The 20,888-nt window shown below is 30.6% G+C and carries 15 protein-coding genes; 10 read left to right on the forward strand and 5 right to left on the reverse strand.

Annotation, left to right across the window (positions count from 1 at the left end; genetic code table 11):
• The first annotated feature begins 197 nt into the window (after positions 1 to 197).
• A complete protein-coding gene (locus CLCOS_RS23020) occupies positions 198 to 320 on the forward strand; it encodes a hypothetical protein (protein ID WP_153042963.1) in 123 nt (40 codons plus the stop codon).
• A gap of 274 nt (positions 321 to 594) precedes the next feature.
• Here CLCOS_RS23020 and CLCOS_RS18065 read toward each other — a convergent pair whose 3' ends face one another.
• Both CLCOS_RS18065 and CLCOS_RS18070 read right to left on the reverse strand, forming a co-directional pair.
• On the reverse strand, positions 595 to 1,824 hold the full coding sequence (locus tag CLCOS_RS18065) for a glycosyltransferase family 4 protein (protein ID WP_242866954.1): 1,230 nt from the start codon (positions 1,822 to 1,824) through the stop codon (positions 595 to 597).
• A gap of 88 nt (positions 1,825 to 1,912) precedes the next feature.
• Positions 1,913 to 4,954, reverse strand: coding sequence for a vitamin B12-dependent ribonucleotide reductase (locus CLCOS_RS18070; RefSeq protein WP_063601760.1), 3,042 nt, complete (start codon positions 4,952 to 4,954; stop codon positions 1,913 to 1,915).
• Between the two features lie 314 nt (positions 4,955 to 5,268).
• Here CLCOS_RS18070 and CLCOS_RS18075 point away from each other — a divergent pair, with 314 nt between their 5' ends.
• Positions 5,269 to 5,775, forward strand: coding sequence for a gamma carbonic anhydrase family protein (locus CLCOS_RS18075; RefSeq protein WP_063601761.1), 507 nt, complete (start codon positions 5,269 to 5,271; stop codon positions 5,773 to 5,775).
• Between the two features lie 74 nt (positions 5,776 to 5,849).
• Positions 5,850 to 7,121 carry a M14 family metallopeptidase gene (locus CLCOS_RS18080; RefSeq protein ID WP_063601762.1) on the forward strand — a complete coding sequence of 424 codons (1,272 nt, stop codon included), beginning with the start codon at positions 5,850 to 5,852 and terminating at the stop codon, positions 7,119 to 7,121.
• Positions 7,122 to 7,129: 8 nt separating this feature from the next.
• On the opposite strand, the gene CLCOS_RS18085 is transcribed toward CLCOS_RS18080, so the two are convergent.
• Positions 7,130 to 7,552 (reverse strand): YaaR family protein, encoded by a 423-nt coding sequence (locus CLCOS_RS18085; protein ID WP_063601763.1) that lies wholly within the window; start codon positions 7,550 to 7,552, stop codon positions 7,130 to 7,132.
• A 258-nt stretch (positions 7,553 to 7,810) separates the two neighbouring features.
• Between CLCOS_RS18085 and CLCOS_RS18090 the strand changes: the two genes are divergently transcribed.
• Positions 7,811 to 10,435 carry a calcium-translocating P-type ATPase, PMCA-type gene (locus CLCOS_RS18090; RefSeq protein ID WP_063601764.1) on the forward strand — a complete coding sequence of 875 codons (2,625 nt, stop codon included), beginning with the start codon at positions 7,811 to 7,813 and terminating at the stop codon, positions 10,433 to 10,435.
• 373 nt (positions 10,436 to 10,808) lie between these two features.
• Here the strand turns inward: CLCOS_RS18090 and CLCOS_RS18095 are convergent, their stop codons facing one another.
• On the reverse strand, positions 10,809 to 11,681 hold the full coding sequence (locus CLCOS_RS18095; protein ID WP_063601765.1) for a CvfB family protein: 873 nt from the start codon (positions 11,679 to 11,681) through the stop codon (positions 10,809 to 10,811).
• 425 nt (positions 11,682 to 12,106) lie between these two features.
• Positions 12,107 to 13,243, reverse strand: a complete 1,137-nt coding sequence (locus CLCOS_RS18100) for an acyltransferase (protein WP_063601766.1) — start codon at positions 13,241 to 13,243, stop codon at positions 12,107 to 12,109.
• A 170-nt stretch (positions 13,244 to 13,413) separates the two neighbouring features.
• On the opposite strand from CLCOS_RS18100, the gene CLCOS_RS18105 reads away from it, so the two are divergent.
• The 6 genes from CLCOS_RS18105 (at position 13,414) to CLCOS_RS18130 (ending at position 20,869) form a co-directional block, all read left to right on the forward strand.
• Positions 13,414 to 15,330, forward strand: a complete 1,917-nt coding sequence (locus CLCOS_RS18105) for an NAD(+) synthase (RefSeq protein ID WP_192847922.1) — start codon at positions 13,414 to 13,416, stop codon at positions 15,328 to 15,330.
• 99 nt (positions 15,331 to 15,429) lie between these two features.
• A complete protein-coding gene (locus CLCOS_RS18110; protein WP_013237363.1) occupies positions 15,430 to 15,855 on the forward strand; it encodes an NfeD family protein in 426 nt (141 codons plus the stop codon).
• A gap of 4 nt (positions 15,856 to 15,859) precedes the next feature.
• Positions 15,860 to 16,798, forward strand: a complete 939-nt coding sequence (locus CLCOS_RS18115; RefSeq protein ID WP_013237364.1) for an SPFH domain-containing protein — start codon at positions 15,860 to 15,862, stop codon at positions 16,796 to 16,798.
• Between the two features lie 508 nt (positions 16,799 to 17,306).
• Positions 17,307 to 17,993, forward strand: a complete 687-nt coding sequence (locus CLCOS_RS18120; protein WP_192847921.1) for a response regulator transcription factor — start codon at positions 17,307 to 17,309, stop codon at positions 17,991 to 17,993.
• Between the two features lies 1 nt (position 17,994).
• Entirely contained in the window at positions 17,995 to 19,389 is a 1,395-nt protein-coding gene (locus CLCOS_RS18125) for a sensor histidine kinase (RefSeq protein WP_063601769.1), read from the forward strand.
• 13 nt (positions 19,390 to 19,402) lie between these two features.
• Positions 19,403 to 20,869 carry a hypothetical protein gene (locus CLCOS_RS18130; protein WP_242866956.1) on the forward strand — a complete coding sequence of 489 codons (1,467 nt, stop codon included), beginning with the start codon at positions 19,403 to 19,405 and terminating at the stop codon, positions 20,867 to 20,869.
• Positions 20,870 to 20,888: the final 19 nt, after the last annotated feature.

The raw sequence follows: 20,888 nt of genomic DNA on the forward strand, positions 1-20,888 counted from the left end.
GTGCGCCTTTTTTTATCAATATGGTTATTTCAAATCATAAAAATTTGTCTTTAAACTTCTAACAATGCTTTTGCAACTTCTAAACATCTTTTATTCATTTTTATCAGTGAGTTTCGCAATTACCTATATCTTATCACTAATTAATACGGATAATATAGTTAGTATTTCACAAAATTTATTTTGGTATTTTAGCTAAAATGAAAACTCCTATAATTGCTAAATTTGCAGCTGAAAGGGCTACGGATCAGGAGATTGAGAACATACGTAAGATTGAAAATAAGTTTGAAGAAGAAGCAATGAAAAAATGCCTAAACACATGAATAACCTGTACGACAGGTATTGGAAGGAATAAGAGATACTCTAAAATTTAGTTAAAATTTTTATATTTTTTTCTTCTAATGATTAAGTGTTTAATCTTTCAATCATAGCATAGACTGACGAAAATATATTTTAAAATTGTTATCTAAAATAAGCTTTAAATACTCGTTTCTAAGTATCTAGAGCTTATTTTTATTTGATGAATAATATAAAAAATAAGCCCATTGTATAAAAAATAAGTTGTATACAATGGGCAATGTTGAAGTAAATTATGAATTAAAACAAATTTTCTATTTTATTAAAAACACCTTTCCAAGACATATTATCTATAATTTGTTTTACTTTTAGGTCTTTTTTATAGTATTTATTTTTAATTTTTTCTAATTGATTTTCTATAGACTTGGAAAATTCCTTTTCAAAGTTAGGTAAGTCTTCTTCAAAAGGTTCATCTAAACTTTTCAGAGAAGGCATTTTAACATATTCTATTAAACCTTTTTTGTTAATGTAATCTCCAAAAAAATCTTTGACACCAGGCAAGTTTGTAGTTACTATTAACATGCCAGATGCAAGGGCTTCAGTTAATACTAAAGGGAGCCCTTCAAAAAAGGATGGAAATACAAAAAGATGACTTTCTCTAAAGAGCTTTGATAATTCTTTTTGAGAAATCGAACCTTTTAATATTATTCTTAATCTGCTTTCTTCAGCCATTTTTTCAATGGCTTTAAATTGGCTGCCTGTGCCAGAGCCTGCTAAAATGAGTTCTATAGAATTTCTATCTATATCTAGTTTATTATAAGATTTTATAAGGGATGGAATTCCTTTTGCAAAATTTAATTTTCCGGCATAAATAAGTTTTATCTTATCCATGTTTTTTTCAGTATCATTAGTATAGAAAATGTTTGGATTAAAACCAACTCCAACTACAGTAATTTTATTTTTGGATATTTGATATTTTTTTATTATCTCATTTTTTTGATCTTCATGCAGAGCAGCTATATTGTCTATATTTCTGCAATATTTGGATACATAATTATTAAAATTAGGAGCTAAATCCATTTGCCTTAAGTCTGTACCATGACATATTGCTATTGTTTTTATAAGTGGAAACATTTCTTTCACCATTGCGGAAAGTATCCACAAATGGTGAGTTATTATTATATCAGGTCTAAATTCTGCTACTGATTTTGTAAGAACTTCAGAAAAGGCATTTTTCCATTTGATTAGCATATCATTATCTAATTTTCTATACATAGTACTTTTATAAGGCATTATATCTGTCATACCTACTACGGGAAAAGGAAGCTTTTCTGTTTGGAAAACTACAGGATAAAACTTAACATTTTCTTTAAAGTGTATGTTAAATTCATCTGCAGGGATACCTGCTATTACAGCTTGAGAATAACCTTTTTTATCTCCCTGCTCTATTAAAGCTTGAAGATATGTACCACTGCCTGTTTTTTCAGGCCTTTGAGCTATTACATGTAGTATTTTTTTCAAATTTAACACCCACCTAATTAAATTTATATTTATTAACTCAACTTCCAATTAAATTGTTTTGTAATTTTTTTAAACTGTTAACCAACTACTTTACCAATCAACTGCATCCTGTAGTAGAACCGCAGTCAAGACATACCATGCAGGTGCCATTTCTCACCATTCTAGTGCTTGAACAAGTAGGACATACTGTACCATAAACTTTTTCACCATCTATTTTTTTTATTTTTGTCTCATTTACATTAGTTTTTATGGTGTTTAATTCAGGTGAAGAATTGCCTAAAACTAAGCTGTCTTTATCGTAATTTTCAGGTTTAACTTGACACCTTGAAAAATCTCCCAGTTCTATATCAATTACTTTACTTATAAGGTCTGAAATTGAGGATACATATTTTATGTAGGGATGCTTCTGAACAAATCCATAAGGCTCATATTTTTGTCCCCTGAGCATTCGTGATATATCCTGAGGTGGAACATGGTATTGCAGCATAACGGATATTGCTTTAGACAGGGAATTTAGAAGACCCATTATTATAGTACCCTCTCTATCTGTAGTTATATATATTTCAGATATTTCATCATTAGAATTTCTGTTTACTGTAGTGTATATTTTAACGTCATCTATTTGAGCAGGGTGCGTAGTTCCTTTACGAATTCCAATAATTTTATCTCGCTTTGAATACTTTATTCCTTTTTGTAGTTCCTTTACCTTTGATAAAAGTTGGTTATAGGTAAAATCTTCGATATTTATATCATTGGAATCTGACAAAGTGGTATTTAAAGGCTGAGCAGCTTTAGAAGAATCCCTATAAAGGGTAATGCCTTTAACTCCTAGTTTCCAAGAGGTAAGAACAACATCTTTAAAATCTTGTACTGAAGCAGTTTTAGGCAAGTTTACAGTTTTAGATACGGAACCCGATATAAGAGGGGTCAAAGAAGCTACCATCTTTACATGTCCCATAGGATCAATATATCTTTCGCCGCTGCCGCATTTATTTGAAGTATCAAATATGCTTAGGTGTTCATCTTTTAAGTGAGGTGCACCTTCTATTTTGCCATCCAGTATTTTTTCATAAGTATAGTCATTTTCAGATACATTTTCCTTTTCAAGTACATAGGACAGTATGTCTTCTATTTGTTCAGAGGTATAGCCTAGGTTTTTAAGGGCAATGGTTATTACAGGATTTATAATAGTCATGAATCCTCCTCCAGATAACTTCTTATAAACAATGTGACTGAAAAATGGTTCTATTGAAGTAGCTCCACAGTCCATGGCGAAGGATATGGTTCCTGTAGGTGCTATAACTGAAACTTGGGCATTTCTGTATCCAAATTTGATACCACTTTTAAGTGCATTTATCCAACAATCTTTTAAAGTCTTTCCTATGTAAGAAAGTCCTTCCTTTTTTAAAACGCTGTGTTTTACTTTTAACGGAACATAATTTAGATCTTCAAATTCATTTGAAAAGTTATTCCCTAGAATTGCTTGGAGAGACTCTATATCTACAGAGGCTGCTCTGGCATGATTTCTTAAAACTCTCATCATATAGGGCTTATTTATTTCAAACTTTTTAAATGGACCTATTTCTTTTGCCATAAGAGAAGATACGTAATAAGACTCACCTGTAAGTATTCCAACAAGTGATGCAGCTAAAGTTCTAGCTTCATCTGAATCGTAAGGATACCCCATAACCATAAATAACGAAGCTATATTTGATATACCAAGTCCTGTGGTTCTAAAAAGATAAGTTTTTCTAGCTATATCTTCTGTAGGAAATTGTCCCCAGTGTATTGAAGATTCAAGAATAAGCTGAACAAGATCTATTATGTGCAAATATCCTTCTATGTCAAAAGTGTTATTGGTTATATTATAGAACTTGTATATATTTATAGAAGCAAGGTTACAGGAAGTATCATCCAAAAAAGCATATTCTCCGCAGGGGTTTGTAGAATTTATCCTGTTATAAGGAGCATTTAGTTTGCCATCTTCACCTGCAGGACAGGTGTGCCAGGCATTAAATGTAGTACTGAACTGAGGTGCAGGATCAGCACATTTCCAGGCAGAATTATTAAAGGCATCCCATATGTTTTTTATTTTTTCTATCCTATTAAGCTTTGGGTCAGTTCGACCAATAAGCTCAATGGTATCATCTGGGTTTTGTTCTAATTTGCTTACCTTATTCATAAATTCATCGGAAAATCTTACTGAATTATTGCTGTTTTGACCAGATACAGTTTCGTAAGCTTCACCATCGATATCTGTATCATATCCCATTTTACCAAGAGCTCTTACTTTGTCTTCTTCTTTGGATTTCCAGTTTATAAAGTCCATTATTTCGGGATGGTCTACATCAAGGCATACCATTTTTGCAGCCCTTCTTGTAGTACCACCAGATTTAATAGCTCCTGCATTTTTATCCAATGCTTTTAAAAAACTCATAAGTCCGGAAGAAGAGCCTCCACCAGATAATTTTTCACCTTTTGCTCTTATAGTAGAAAAATTAGTGCCAGTTCCAGAACCTCCCTTAAATAATTTTGTCTCTGTGACAAATTGATTTGATATGGAATGTGATCCTAGAAGTTTATCTTCAATAGAAAGTATAAAGCAAGCAGAAGCCTGAGTCCTTGTATAATTATCTTTAGACTCTACTACTTTATTGAGGTTTTCATCGAAGTAGTAATTTCCCTGTTTAGCACCACATATGTCATAAGATAATTTAAGACCTGTATTAAACCATTGAGGAGAATTAGGAGCACACATCTGATTTAAGAGAGCATATGCACATTCATCATAAAAAATAGAAGACTCCTCTTCTGTTTTTATAAGTCCTTCATCTTTTAGTGATTCACACCAGAAATTTACCATCCTGTGAGTTACAGATTTCATACTATTTTCATAACCATTTTCTCCAGGAACTCCAGCTTTTCTAAAATATTTAGAAGCTATTATATCGCAAGCATTTTGAGAGTAATTTTCAGGAAATTCTAGATTCTTCATATCAACTAATACTTTTCCTGTTTTATGATCTTTTAAGAACACGTCAACTTTTTTCCATTTAAATAAATCATATACTGTTTTATTATTGTTTTGTTTAAGAGATTTTGTAAAGTATCTTTTAAACAAGTCTTTTACGCAGTCCAATTGGCCTACCTCCTAATAAATAATATTTAAGGGTTTTTTAATTAAAGTGTTATATGAAATTGTTAGTTTCCATAAGCATAATTAAATAAAAATACTATATATAGTGTAAATAAGATTACATAAATACCATATATAGTGTCATTATATTATATGATATATTTTAGAAAAACTCAATTCATAATATGTATTATATTTTAGCATATTTTTAAAATAATATAGTTTTTTTTCTTCATATGTTTTTATTTTGCAACTATAATGATTTATAATTTAAATATAGGTTTTCAAATATTAAATTCTTAAGGAGAGTAAATTATATGATAAGAAAATTTGAACATTACGTACCAGATATAGATAAAAGCTGTTTTGTAGTAGATAATGCAGAAGTTATAGGAAAAGTTAAACTTTGTGAAGATGCAAACATATGGTTTGGGACTGTACTTAGAGGTGATGTAAGTAATATATATGTAGGAAAAGGAAGTAACATACAGGATAACTGCACTGTTCATACTGGTGAAAAAAGCCCAGCAGAGATAGGAGAATATGTTACTGTTGGTCATAATGCAGTGATACATGGAGCCAAAATTGGAGATAATTCTTTAATTGGTATGGGCTCTATAATTTTAGATAATGCGGAAATTGGTTCCGAGAGCATCATAGGAGCAGGAAGTTTGGTAACTAAAAATAAAAAAATACCTTCAGGGGTGTTATGTATGGGTTCACCTGCAAAGGTAATTAGGAGACTTACTTTGGAAGAAAAGAAGTCTCTTAGATGGTCAGCAGAAGACTATATTGAAAGGGCTAAAAATTATAGTGAATATTAGAAAACAATACATTAATCACATATTTATAAAGTTTGCATAAAAATAATATAGTAATAATATTTAGGGGAATTCATATGCCAATATTTAAACTGGGCTCCATAGGCATTCAGGTTATGAAAATACAAGCTGTGCTGAGGAAAATAGGATACAATTTAAATACCATAGATGGGATATATGGCAGAGAAACAGAGGAAGCAGTTAAAAATTTTCAAAAAAATAATGGATTAGCTCCTGATGGCATAATAGGTCCTAATACGTATAGGGTTTTACGAGATTTTATACTTGGTTATAATACTTATATTGTAAAGCCAGGGGACACATTGTATAATATAGCCCAAGAATATAAAACTCAAGTTTACAAAATAACAGTAGCTAATCCACAAGTACATGCATTGGGGTTGATCCCGGGAACAATACTTAAGGTGCCTTATGATATAGACGTAGTTGATACAAATATAAATTACACTTATGATATATTGGAACAAGATTTAGTGGGACTAGAAGCTAGATATCCTTTTATAATTATAGGAAATGCAGGACAAAGTGTGCTTGGAAGGAAGATTTACTATGTGAGACTTGGAGTGGGTCCTAATGAGGTATCTTATAATGGATCTCATCATAGTTTGGAATGGATTACCACCCCACTTTTAATGAAGTTTATAGAAAACTTTGCAAAAGCTTACGCAGAGGGCAGAAATATAAGAGGTTATAGCCCTGCTGATATATGGAGGAGAAGTAGTATATATATAGTTCCAATGGTAAATCCAGATGGCGTGGATTTAGTTTTAAATGGATTACAGAGAAGTAATCCGTTTTATAATGAACTTATAAGGTGGAATAAAGGAAAAACTAATTTTTCTAAGGATTGGCAAGCTAACAATAGAGGAGTAGATATTAATCATAACTATAATGCAGGGTGGGAGTTTTCAAAAGCTGCAGAGCCCAGTTATGGTGTATATGGTCCAGGACCTACCAGGTATTCAGGGCCTTATCCTGAATCAGAACCTGAAACTAGGTCTATGGTAGTATTTACAAATAGTCATAATTTTAGGTTAGTTTTGGCATATCACAGTCAGGGTGAGGTTATTTACTGGCAGTACAATGCACTTACACCTCCAGAATCAAGGAGGATAGGAGAATTGTTTGCCAGGGTAAGTGGATATAGATTAGAACAGACTTCAGGAATAACATCTTATTCAGGATATAAGGATTGGTTCATAAAAAGCCATGGCAGACCTGGATTTACTATAGAAGTTGGAAAAGGTACTAATCCACTTCCAATAACCCAATTTCCCAAAATATATAATGATAATGAAGAAATTCTTTTGTTAGCCTCAGTTATATAAATAAGCCCTTATTTATATATATCTACTAAAAGACCGCTTATATCGTCTATAGTAGCTGCTACGTTTAAGTTATCTTTTTGTTCACTCATGAGCATATTAGTTAACTCCTCTAATTTACTATCTATAGTATCTACAGTTATGAAATATTGAGTTTGCCAGAAGCTTATATCCTTTTTTACGCTATACATGTAACTTAAGACGGATTCAAGGTATTCTTTTATCATTTTTTTATAAGATCTTACATCTGAATAGCACTTTGTTATGGCAAGTCTGTTTCCTTTCTTTTTTATACTATCAAACATATTTTTAAGTTCCTGCTCTGACTTTTTCTCCATTTGTGAATTAAAACTCTGGGAAAAGTCTTTTTTAACAGATATATTTTTATTACTTGAAGAAGGTTTAGAAGTTACACCAATTCTAGAAATTTCCATAATAATCCTCCATTACTATTAATTTTTCATTATTAATTCGTAACTTGCGAAAGTCGAGTTATATATCTATTATATATAATATTTTGTGAAAAATATAGTTAATTGTATTTAAAATTAAATTAAAATACATATTTTTTGATTTTGATAATATATAAACATATATTATCCTGCAGAGTATCATTTTGTGACAACAATAAGTATTTAATGTGTATAAGATTGCGGTGAATTCAAAAAATAGAATGAAAGGCAGGGGATTTTATGTGGTACAAAAAAAGTATTGAAGAAATAACAAAAGAATTTGCTACAGATGTAATAAATGGATTAACATCTGAGGAAGCTTCAATTAGAATAAAAAAATATGGAGAAAATAAGTTAATTGAAAAAAAGAAAAAATCAATTTTAAGGCTTTTACTTGAACAAGTAAATGATGTACTTATATATATATTGGTTGCAGCGGCAGTGGTTTCAGCGGCACTTGGTGAAATAAGTGATGCAATCATAATAATGGTTGTAGTTGTATTAAATGCAGTAATAGGCTTAATTCAAGAATCAAAAGCTGAAAAAGCATTGGATTCTCTAAAAAAGCTTTCGGTGCCTAAAGCATTGGTTAAAAGAAATGGAGAAGTTATAGAGATTTCTTCTGAAAATATAGTAGTAGGAGATATAATCATATTAGATGCGGGTAAGTACGTTCCTTGTGATTTAAGACTTGTTGAAACCGGAAATTTGAAAATAGAGGAATCTGCATTAACAGGAGAATCTGTGCCTTCTGATAAGTATGTAGAAGATATTTTAGAAGATCAGGATATAGCTCTTGGAGATCAAAAAAATATGGCATTTATGTCCACCCTAGCCACTTATGGAAGAGGTATAGGTGTGGCTGTAGCAACTGGCATGAATACTGAAATAGGTAAAATAGCCAAAATGTTAGATAATGATGAAAAAAATTTAACTCCACTGCAGAGAAAGTTAGGTCAGCTTGGCAAAATGCTTGGCTTTGTAGTTATTATTATATGTGTACTTATGTTTATAACATCATTGATTCAAAAGAGAGATTTATTTGAGATGTTTTTAACGGCTATAAGTTTAGCTGTAGCTGCTATTCCTGAAGGTCTGCCAGCTATGGTTACTATAGTGCTTGCAGTAGGAGTACAGAGAATGATAGGTAAAAATGCAATAATTAGAAAACTCCCAGCTATAGAAACACTCGGTTCTGTAAATATAATATGTTCAGATAAGACAGGGACTTTGACACAGAATAAGATGACTGTTACAAAGTTTTATGCAGACAATATTTTAAATAACATTTCAGCTGTTGATTTAAAAAATAATATACATAAAGAACTTGTAGAAAATATGGTACTTTGTAATGATGCTACTTATTCAGAAAGTTCTAAGACTGGAGATCCTACTGAAATTGCACTTTTAGAAATGGGTGTTAAATTCAATGTATTTAAATCTGATGAAAACAAGGAACACAGTAGGGTAAATGAAATACCTTTTGATTCAGACAGAAAACTTATGACTACTTTAAATAAATATGGGAATAAGTATCGTATAATTACGAAAGGTGCAGTAGATAATTTAATTAAAATTTGTGAAAATATATATCTGAAGGGAGAGGCTGTCCCTTTTACAGAAGAATTAAAGTCAAATGTACTTAATGCAGCAAATTCTATGTCAAATGAAGCACTTAGGGTTTTGTCAGTTGCCTTTAAAGTTATAGATTCACCTAAAATCCAAATTGATTCAATGGAAAGTGGATTGACCTTTGTGGGTCTTGTGGGAATGATAGATCCTCCTAGAGAAAATGTAAAAAAATCTATAGATGAGTGTAAAAAATCTGGCATAGGGATAGTTATGATAACTGGGGACCATAAAAATACGGCTTTTGCTATAGCAAAAGAACTTGGTATAGCAGATCACGAGTCTCAGGCTATATTAGGAGCTGAATTTGATAAATTATCAGAAAAAGATATACATGATAGAATCGATAATTTAAAAGTATTTGCTAGGGTATCTCCAGAGCATAAAGTAAATATAGTAAAGGCATTGAAGAAAAAAGGGAATATAGTATCTATGACAGGAGATGGTGTAAATGATGCGCCTTCATTAAAAACTGCAGATATAGGCGTAGCAATGGGAATTACGGGAACAGATGTGGCAAAAGGAGCTGCAGATATGGTGCTTACAGATGATAACTTTTCAACTATAGTGGAAGCTGTAAAACAAGGAAGAAATATATATAATAATATAAGAAAATCTATATTATTTCTTCTTTCATGCAATATAGGAGAAATAATAGCACTATTTATGGCAATAGTTTTGGGGTGGCCTACAATTTTAAGGCCAATTCATCTCCTTTGGGTAAATCTTATAACGGATAGTCTTCCAGCTTTAGCTCTTGGAGTAGATCCTGATGATCCTGATATAATGAAAGAAAAACCTAGAGATCCACGTAAAGGATTATTTTCAGGTAAGAGCGGAGTATTTTTAGTAGTGAACGGTATTTTAATAGGAGTACTTACTTTAGCTGCCTTTTATATAGGAACTAAGCTGTATGCTAATTCACTTATACATGCGCAGACTATGGCTTTTGTAGTGTTAAGTGTATCACAGCTATTTTATACTTTAAGTATTAGACATCATGAAAAATCTATGTTTGAGGTTGGAATTTTCAGTAATAAGTATTTAATAGGTGCAATAGTTGTCGGTATAATAATGCAAAGTATAGTTATTACAGTACCCTTCTTGTCTTCAATATTTAAAGTGTTTAAACTTACAATAAATGATTGGATATTTGTATTAGCACTTTCTTTGGTACCTCTTTTAGTGAATGAAATTATAAAGCTTGTTTGTAGAAAATGTAAAGTTTCTAAGTAAAAAATCAACTTATACTCCGGATATTTCTTACAACCTTCAGTTCATTAAATATTTAAAAGAGCTTCATTATTGTAAAAATATTCCTGCACATAAGTTGATTTTTAAGTTAGAATATAGGGTTTTCAATTGAAATTTAAACTTATGCATAAAATGTAATGACAAAATTGAAAACAACGTTAAAAACTTTTCCGTAAGTCTTAGCGAGGTATTTTAGAAAACCTTAGAAGCTTATATATGTCTGAGGTACGAGTTTATATAAGCTTCTTTAGATTTTCAAAATACCGAGCTTTAGACTTGTCAAAAGTTTTTATGGTGTTGAAATTTGTCATTACATGGCCTGCATAAGTTAACTTTCAAGCTGCAAACCCCTATATTATTTGGTGTTTTTAAGTCTTGTTCCGTTTTCATCTTGTAGGATAAGGTGTCTTTTCATGAGTCCACCTAAAGCATTTTTAAAATAATTTTTACTTTCATGAAAGGTATTTCTTATATCTTCTGGAGAACTTTTATCATTATATGGCATGAAACCATTATGATTTTCTAAATAATCTAATATAGACTCCTCTAAAGATAATCTTTCATTTTTAGGTACGCTTCTAGGAGTGAGTCCTAATTTGCCATCTTCGTATATTCTTTTTATTCTTAATTTGAGTTCATCCCCAGGATAAATATCTGTAAAATATTCATTATTCAATATAACCCCTCGATAAAGATTATCTACGGCTACCATAGCACTGTTATTGGTTTGAAATCCATAAATAGTCCCTTTTACTTCACTGCCAAGTGTGTATTTTTCATCTTCTTCATTGTTCTCAACATCTAAGGTAAGCAGATATCTGTCTATGTCCGTAGTAGCTGCAATTCTATTGGTTTTATCTACATATAGATAAAATAAATAGTATTTTTCTGGAGTAAGCTTATATTTTTGTTCTGCTAAAGGTACAAGTACATCTCTTTCCAAGCCTATATCTACGAAACTCCCGAAACTAGTATTAGCTACAACTTTTAAATATGCAAGTTCACCTATTTCTGCCTTAGGTTTTTTTAAAGTGGATATTATTCTGTCTTTTGAGTCCTTATATATGAATGCATTGACTTCATCGCCAATGGAAAGGGTATCCTCAGTAATATCATTTTTAGGAAGAAGTATATCGTCTTTAGTTCTACCTGTTCCTGCATCTAAGTAGTATCCGAAACTTGCTTCCCTGGTTATTTTTAGTTTATTAAATTTCCCTATTAGTATCAACTATATTTTCACTCCCCTGTAATGTTTAAAATACTTCTACTTCAAACATATTATATAATAATATTATAGTTACTGCTAGTTAAGTTAGTATTTAAAGTAGGTTTTATATAATGGCTATCTAAAGAAGCTTACCCAAATATATTTATATCCAACTGAAGCTGGCTTTTTTCAAATAGAATATTGGATTTTCTCTAGAATATTTTTCCCAAAGTCTTCTTTTTTATTAATATTATTGAATTTGAATTTATCTGATGGCTACCTACTGTAACACTCCCACTTCTATCAAAGTGGGAGATAACAGTAGTTATGCCCCTAGATAATTCATCTAAACTTAGTGGGAGAAAAAAATTCCCACTAAGTAAGATTCATTGATTAAAATGTTAGTACATAAAAAGAATAAATAAATTCATTTAAACAAAAACAATCTACCTGTTAACATTTATTTTTAACTTCTGTACTATTATAGATTTGTTTTTAAATTTTGATCTAATACCTATCAGGTATCTACTTCCAGGAATGTAACTTATCATACAACAAATAATAGGAGTTATTATTATAGTTACTAAAAGTTTTATTAATGGACTATATAGATAGTGAGTTGAAGGTATCTTTTCTGACCATTTTTGAATAACAATAATATGGAGCATATATGCTGGAAAAGAATACTTTCCTATAAATGATAGTAAAATACTAATTTTTTTGTTGATGGTGTCTATATAAAGAGATAGCATATAGAAGAAAAGTATTGCTGTAGTTACATATACTATATATAAAGCATGGTCAAATTTAATAAATGGCAGTGGATTACCTATAAAATCTTTTACATCATCATAATAAAAATATGATAAAAGTATAGTGTATCCGCCAATAAGTGCATATTTGTATTTTTTTATTATAGCTTTTAAATTTGTATAATTAAAAATCATATATGATCCCACTACAAAATAAAAAATCCATAGTAAAGGTGTTATATTTATAAAACTTTGCTGCAATTTAGATGGTGTTCCAAATAATAATTTTCCAATTGCAGAAGTAACATGATTGTTGTTTTTTAGCATTAAGTAGTATAGCACAAAAGAAAATATAAAAAACGATTTTTTTATAAAAGTGCTTGTACCATTTAATTTCTTTATAAATAGAAAGATTAAGGGTATATATAAATATAATCTGATTATCATGCCCATATACCATAAATGGTAGGCAGAACTACCGGTAACTATTTGTCCTATAAAGTTTGTAAAACCATAGGTGCTGTGGTTTAAAATTAAATCATTTATAAGGGAACAAAAGATATAAGGTAAAATTAAAAATTTTAATTTTTTGATATAGAAGTTTAATACATTCATATGATCATAATATACATAAATGAGGCATATGGCAGTTAATGCTACAAACATAGGTACAGCAGTTTTACCTATTGAATAAATAAATTTTGAAATAAGTCTATTTCCTAGAGAAATATCTTTTATAAAAGAATAACCGCCAAAAGTGTGCTGTATTACTACTAAAATAAAAGCAATTCCTCTCATTATGTCTAATTCTGCTAATCTATCTTTAGTCATATTTTCCTCCTCCTAAGTAAAAAATATCCTTGTACAGTTTACACTTATCTAAATGAAAAGGCAATTTCTTAGGATTTAAGATTAAACTCATAAATAGCTTTAAATTTGCTTTATATCACTTATAATATAAAGTATATAATAAAAGTTAAAAGATTATTAGGGAGGAAAATATAATGTCATCAATGGATTTTGTAAGAGTATCTGCAGCATGTCCTTTAACAAATGTAGCAGATATAGAATTTAACTTAAATAATATAAAGCTTTGTATAGATAGAGCTCTAGAGCAAAAATCAAAGCTTGTAGTTTTTCCGGAGCTTTGTATAACCTCGTATACCTGTGCAGATCTTTTTGAACAGCAGCTGCTTTTGGAGAAATCCGTAGAAGCTTTAAAAAAGCTGTGTGATTACTCAAAAGATATAGACATACTAATAGCTGTAGGGGCACCTCTTACATATAATTGTTGTCTTTATAATTGTGCATACATAATATTCCAGGGTAGTATTCTAGGTATTGTTCCCAAAAGTTATATTCCAAATTATGAGGAGTTTTACGAAAAAAGGTGGTTTACAGAGGGGCTAAAGGTTACAGATGAAAAGGTTAACTTTTATTTTCAAGAAGATATTCCATTTGGAACAAACTTGATATTTACCTGTGGTAATTTCAAATTTGGAATTGAAATATGTGAAGATCTATGGACAGTAGTACCTCCAAGCAGTTATTTATGTCTTATGGGTGCAAACATTATAGGAAACCTCTCTGCATCTAATGAAGTCGTAAGTAAATCCACTTATAGAAGAAATTTAATATCATCTCAAAGTGCTAGATGCATGTGTTCTTATATATATTCATCTTGTGGAGTGTTTGAATCTTCTACAGACTTAGTGTTTAGCGGGGATATGTGTATTTCTGAAAATGGAGCAATTCTAGAATCTGGAGAAAGATTTAAAAGAGAAAATCAAGTTATTACTACAATTGTAGATTTAGGACGATTAGCTGCACAGCGTTTAAGAAATGTAAGCTTTAGAGATAGTGTAAAGTTATTTTTGGAGAAACCTATAGAAGTTAAATTTCAATTTGAAACTATGGATTATGGAAAATTTGACAGAACTGTTGACAAACATCCTTTTGTACCCTCAGGTAAAGATGAAAGGGAAATTAGATGTAGGGAAATATTTAATATACAAACTTCTGCTCTTGCTAAAAGAGTAAGTCATACTAATTTAAAAAGAGCGGTTATAGGTATATCAGGTGGACTTGATTCTACCTTGGCCTTGCTTGTTACAGTGAAAACCTTTGATATGTTAAAGATATCGAGAGACAATATAATAACTGTTACTATGCCGGGATTTGGTACTACAGATAGAACTTATAATAATGCGGTGGATTTGTGTAAAAGTTTAGGAACGGAACTTAGAGAAATAAACATAGTAGATGCATGCCTTCAACATTTTAAAGATATATCCCACGACAGAGAAATACATGATGTAACTTATGAAAATGTCCAGGCAAGGGAGAGAACGCAGATTATAATGGACATAGCAAATAAGGAAGGTGGACTTGTAATTGGGACAGGTGATCTTTCTGAGCTTGCACTTGGATGGTGCACTTACAACGGCGATCATATGTCTATGTATAGTGTGAATTGTTCCATACCTAAAACCTTGGTAAGATATTTAGTAAGATATGTAGCAGATAAAGAGGTATCAAAAAATATATCGGATATTTTAATAGATATACTTGATACTCCAGTAAGCCCAGAACTTTTGCCTAAAGACAAAAATGGAAAGATAGCTCAGAAGACAGAAGACATAGTGGGTCCATATGAGCTTCATGACTTTTTCTTATATTATTTTGTTAGGCATAGTTATTCGCCTGAGAAGATATTGTTTTTGGCAAAACAAGCTTTTAAAAATGATTATACTAATGATGTTATTTGTAAATGGCTGAAAGTATTTACAAAAAGATTTTTTACTCAACAATTCAAGAGATCTGCAATTCCAGATGGACCTAAGGTAGGTACTGTAAGTTTATCTCCTAGAGGAGATTGGAGAATGCCTTCAGATGCTAGCTTTAATTTATGGATGTAAAAATAAAATTTATATAAAATCAGTTTTATTGATGAATAGATGTAGTATACTATTTATAATATAAAGATAGAAAAATTTTGATAGGGGGTTGGAATTTGCATGTTTAATATTATTTTATGGACTGTAATTGGTTTAGTAGCCCTATTTGTAGACATGGTAACTAGTGCTTTCCTATTTGTATGGTTTACTATAGGAGCGATTGCTGCCATTGTAGCAGGAATATTAAAATATTCCTTTATAGTTCAACTTGTAGTATTTTTAGCAGTTAGTATAGTGCTTACAGCTGTTTGTTATCCTATAGTTAAAAAGAATATTAAAAAATCTATAAAACCTACTTTGCTTAGGGAAAAAACTTATGTGGGAAAGAAGGTCACTATAGATAAGGAAATGGAAAAGAATAATGGAATAAGAATTGATGGAGTATACTGGAATATAAAGAATGAAGGATATACTATTAAGGATGGAGATACCGTAAAGATAATTGGTATGGAAGGAAATAAAGTTATTATAAAAAAGGAGATGTAAATATATGATAAGTAAAATTTTCATTTTGATTGTACTTGTAGCTATTATTGCAGTTATAGTTTCTTCTATGAAGGTAGTAAACACTGGTTATGTAACTATTATAGAGAGATTTGGACAATTTCATAGGGTATTGGAACCAGGATGGCATTTTCTAATTCCTTTTGCTGATTTTGCGAGAAGAAAAATTTCAAATAAACAGCAGATACTAGATATTGAACCTCAAAGTGTTATAACTAAAGACAATGTAAAGATATCTATTGACAATGTTATTTTTTACAAGATATTAAGTGCTAAGGATGCTGTGTATAATATAGAAGATTACAAAGCAGGTATAGTTTTTTCAACTATAACCAATATGAGAAATATTGTAGGAGATATGACCTTAGATGAAGTACTGTCGGGAAGGGATAAAATAAATGCAGAGCTTTTAAAAGTAGTGGATGAGATAACAGACGCATACGGCATAAAAATATTGTCTGTAGAAATTAAAAACATTATTCCACCGGCTGAGATTCAGCAAGCTATGGAAAAACAGATGAAGGCAGAGCGTGATAAAAGGGCTGTTATACTTCAGGCAGAAGGTCAGAAACAGAGTGATATAGCAAGAGCTGAAGGTGAAAAGCAAGCCAAGATACTGCAAGCCGAAGCTGAAAAGGAAGCAAATATAAGAAGAGCTGAAGGATTGAGACAGTCTCAAATGTTGGAGGCAGAAGGTAAAGCAAAGGCAATAGAATCTGTAGCAGAAGCGCAGTCCAAGGCAATTCACCTTGTTAATAGATCTATAATTGATTCAGGTACAGATGAAAAGGTAATAGCACTTAAACAGGTAGAAGCATTGAAGGAAATGGCTAAAAATCCAGCAAATAAATTGATATTGCCAAATGAGTCCATTTCTTCTCTTGGTAATATGGCTGCTATAGCAGATATGCTTCAAAAGAAGTAATCCTTATATAAGTTTCTAAATGAAAAGTCAACTTATACTTAAATCATATAATGACAAATTTCATCACGTTAAAAACTTTAATAAGTCTAAAGTTCAGTATTTTGAAAATCTAAAGGAACTTAGATAAACTCGTGCCTCAAACATATTTAAGCTCCTAAGATTTTCTAAAATACTTCACTAAGACTTATGGAAAAGTTTTTAAATGTTCCTTCAATTTTGTCATTATATGTTATGTATAAGTTTAAATTTCAATTGGAGCCCCTATAGATTATAAAGTTTAATCTATAATTACTTGAAAGTGCTTATTATAAACCTCAGTTGTATTTATAACTTTAGAATTTAAATCAAACTGACAATTTGGATAAGTTTAATTGTAGAGTTGACTATCTATATAGGTAGTTGAATTCAAAAGAAGTTGGTAACTTTAGTTAAAGGTTAAAAAATTGTAGTTTGAGAGATTATATACTTTTAAATTGAAATTGATAATTGAAATATGGGGGAAGTTTGTGTGAAAAAGGTTTTAATAGTGGAAGATGAAGCTTCTATAAGAGGGTTTTTAAAAATAAATTTTAAAAGAAACAAGTTTATAGTGATAGAAGCAAGTACGGGAGAAAGAGCTTTAGAAAAGGCAAGAGTTGAAGATCCAATAGTTACGATATTAGATGTAATGCTTCCTGGAATGGATGGATTCAAGACTTGTGAAATACTTAGAAGAGAATTTCCTAAGATGGGTATAATAATGCTTACAGCCAGAAGTCAGGATACGGACAAGATAATGGGTTTTGGATTTGGAGCAGATGACTATGTAATAAAACCTTTTAACCCCCAAGAGTTAATAGCTAGAGTAAATGCACTTTTGAGGAGAATAGGATTACAAAGTGATAGTAAAAATGAAGTGCTTGTATCGGGTGAATTTAAAATAGATGAAGGAGCCATGAAAGTCTATAGAAGTGAACAGGAATTAGAACTTACCCCAAAAGAATATATGTTGATGAAAATATTTATAGAAAATCAAGGAAAAGCTTTAAATAGGAATGAACTCCTAAATCTTGTCTGGGGGTATAGCTATCCTGGAGATGCAAAAATAGTTGACGTAAATATTAGAAGGCTTAGAGAGAAGATAGAAGAAAATTCTTCAAAACCAAAGTATATTGAGACTGTTTGGGGAGTAGGGTATAGGTGGAGAAAAGAATAATATGTTAAATGGAATAAAGGAAAGAATGATAGGAAGCTATCTATTTATAATAATTTTTACTGTAGTGATAATTGAATCTTTTTTAATATTTTCCATTAGCAGATACTATTATAAAAATATGGAGAATATGGTTTCTAATCAGATAAAAGTTTCCGTAGATTTTTATAATAGCTATCTAGCTTCTTCCAGTTTAAAAAAAAATATAAGTGACAATGCAGATATATTTTGGAAAAATACTTCTGCAGAAGTTCAAGTAATAGATGTTTCAGGAAGAATGCTTATGGATTCTATAGGAAACTTTATACCTGGTAAAGTGAATGGTGAAGACATAAAAGATGCTTTAAATGGAGAATTAGGCATTTCTATAAAAACAGATAAAAAAACTAGTGAAAAAGTGTTGTATGTATCTAAAGCTTTAAAATCTAATAGAAAAGTTGAAGGAGTACTTAGATTTGTTACTTCTCTTTCAGAAGTGGACATGATAATAAAAAAAATATCTTTTATGCTCATATTTATAGGAATTGCAGTAATAATAATGGCAGGAATTATAAGTGTGTTCATTTCAAATAGTATAACAAGACCGTTAAGAGAGGTCACAGCTATGGCAAGAAAAATGGCTAGTGGAAGATTTAATGAGAGAATTGAGAAAAAGAGAGACGATGAGATAGGGGAACTATTTGATGCACTAAATTTTATGGCAGATGAAATATTAAAAAATGAGAAGCTAAAAAATGAATTTGTAGCATCCGTATCCCATGAACTCAGAACCCCACTTACATCTATAAAGGGATGGGCGTCTACTATGAGAACTGGAGATTTCAGTGATAAGGAAGAATTACAAACTGGACTTGAGATAATAGAAAATGAAAGTGATAGGCTAACTAAAATGGTAGAAGAACTTTTAGATTTTTCTAAATTTATATCTGGTAAAATTACATTGAAAAAAGATTATGTAGATATAAAAAATACTATAGAATATATAAAAAAACAATTTTCTCTAAGGGCATGGCGACAAAATATAAACTTTTCTGTAAAAGTTCAGGATAACATGCCTTTGATTTTACTGGATGAAAATAGAATTAAACAGGTGCTTAACAATTTGCTGGACAATGCTTTTAAATTTACACAAGAAGGGGGAAAGGTAACTTTAAAGGCTTTCGTGAGAGATGAAAACTTAATTATGATAGTAGATGATACTGGAATCGGGATACCTGAAGATGAACTTCCAAAAGTCACTGAGAAGTTTTTTAAAGGCAAAAGTGACAAGTGCAGCAATGGAATAGGACTATCAATATGCAAAGAAATAGTTTCACTTCATGGAGGAAAAATTGAGATAACAAGTGAACTGGTTAAGGGAACGGAAATAACCTTGACCATTCCAGTAGAAGACAACTAGAATTTTAGAAAAGGTGATATTTTTGAAAAAGCTTACTGCACTTATTGGTATTTTAGTTGTATGTATAGTATTTGTAGTGTATAAAAATATAAATTCCTCTCTTAATCCCAACATTGTTCCCGTAAAGAACATAAATTTACCTATAGCAGGAACATGGATTTTAGATAGATATGTATTTACAGGTGACTCTTCTATTTCTGAGGACAAGGCTAAAAGTATGCTAGGTGAAAAGGCTGAATTCAGTGATAAAGGAGTATACTTTGATAATTTGATATGCAAAAATCCTAGTTTTAAAGTAAAAGTTTTAGATAGTAAAGATTATTTTCAAAGTAATTTTAAAATTGATCCTTCTTCCATAGGGATAAATGAAAAACGCATAAAAGTAGTTACTGTGTCTTCTGAAGATAATTTTTTTGATGAATTCATTCAGATAAATAAAAACGTAATGTTAAAGTTTACAGATGGAATAATATTTTTTTTCGTTAAGTACGGCACACAAATAAACAATTCTGAATTTAAAAATATAGATAAAAATATAGATAAAAATAATCCTAAGCTTATAATTCCAAAGAGTCAAAAAGAGACGAATTCTAAATCCGGATTGCTTTTAGGACTTAAGTGTATTGATGAGTCGGGACTAGGGTATAATTATAGAACTTTGTGGATAAGTTCCTCATATGGGAAGATTATGCCTATTGTTAATATAAAAGATTTAGTAGTCCCAAGGAAAAGTGGATTTTGGAAGGTTGGAGTAAAAAAAGTATGGGAAAAAGATGTGAAAAAGGATATTGTTTGGGGCGAACCCCTTGGAAACAATAAAACTTCAAGAATTAAATATCGCAGCATTTCTGGGATTAGCAGCGAAATATTATTTGTAGGTGAAGAATATATTTCTATGGATGACAAGAAAGTTTATAATGATGATGATGGTGACCAAAGATTTGAAAGAGGAGATTTTAGTGTACTTCCTCTAGATAATTTCAATGGAAATAAGATGGATTTTTCTAAAGCTTTTGGGGATGATGCAGGGAGTAGATTAAAATATAGTACAGATTTGTATTTAAAAAAGATGAACTTAAGTAAAAATAAAATAGATGAAAATAAGTTACAAACTAATTGGTCTGTAGATAGGAGAAGCGGAAGATGGATGCTAAGAGGAAGAATTCCTTATGGTGATTTTGATGTGATGTATGCAGCTCCCACAATTCTAACTGATTATGATGATTTATATCCATCATTTGATGTAATAAAAAAAGAGATACCAGATGCAGTAGATGCATATACTTCTCCCAATAGGGATTTTATAGTTGTTTTAACTGAAACTGAGTTAAAAATCTATTCTTTAAATAATAAAAAAATAGGCAAACTAGACAAGGAGTTTGACTTAAAAAATGGAGAAACAGCAGTTATGTCTCAGTGGTCATTAGGAAGTTATGTAGATGAATGGAATAAATTAATTAAGAATATGAAGAAAAATTAATATTACAGGTGTGTGATTA

The organism is Clostridium coskatii (assembly GCF_001675205.1).
Lineage (GTDB): Bacteria > Bacillota > Clostridia > Clostridiales > Clostridiaceae > Clostridium_B > Clostridium_B ljungdahlii.